Raw genomic sequence first — 985 nt, 5'->3', positions numbered from 1 at the left:
CTTGGTCGACACGCAGCGACGTGTCCTTCACGTCCGAAGCCTTCTCGCCGAAGATGGCGCGAAGCAGCTTCTCTTCCGGCGTCAGCGTCGTCTCGCCCTTGGGCGTGACCTTGCCGACCAGCACGTCGCCAGGGTTCACCTCGGCACCGACGTAGACGATGCCCGACTCGTCCAGACGGCCGAGTTGTTGCTCCGACAGATTCGGGATGTCGCGGGTGATTTCCTCGGCGCCCAGCTTGGTGTCACGCGCGTTGACGACCAGTTCCTCGATGTGGATCGAGGTGTAGCGGTCTTCGGCGATGACGCGTTCGCTGATGAGGATCGAGTCTTCGAAGTTGTAGCCGTTCCAGGGCATGAACGCGACCAGCATGTTCTGACCCAGGGCCAGCTCACCGATGTCGGTGGACGCGCCGTCGGCAATGATGTCCTCGGCTGCCACCTTGTCGCCACGGCGCACGATCGGGCGCTGGTGGATGTTGGTGTTCTGGTTGGAACGCTGGTACTTGATCAGGTTGTAGATGTCGACACCGACCTCACCGGCCACGGTCTCGTCATCGTTCACGCGGATCACGATGCGGTTGGTGTCGACATAGTCGACGACGCCACCGCGGCGAGCCGCGACCACCGTACCCGAGTCCTTCGCAGCCACGCGCTCGACGCCCGTACCCACGAAAGCCTTCTCAGGGCGCAGCACCGGCACGGCCTGGCGCTGCATGTTGGCGCCCATCAGTGCGCGGTTCGCGTCATCGTGCTCCAGGAAGGGCACGAGCGAGGCTGCCACCGATACGATCTGCGTCGGCGCCACGTCCATGTACTGGATGCGCTCAGGCGACGTCAGCACCGACTCGCCGTTCTCACGGGCCGAGACCAGCTCGTCCGTCAGCTCGCCAGTGGTGTTCAGCGTCGCATTCGCCTGGGCGATGACGTACTTGCCTTCCTCGATGGCAGACAGGTAGTCGATCTGGTCGGTGACGTGGCCGTCAAC

General features: G+C 63.9%; 1 pseudogene. It reads right to left on the bottom strand.

Annotated features, from left to right (window positions below):
* Positions 1-985, bottom strand: a pseudogene (rpoB, locus tag ACXJKR_RS33460) (DNA-directed RNA polymerase subunit beta); the annotation flags it as partial.

It is taken from the genome of Roseateles sp. P5_E11 (genome assembly GCF_054049355.1).
Note: the sequence above shows the minus strand (reverse complement) of the source record. Positions and strands in the feature narration are given on the sequence as shown.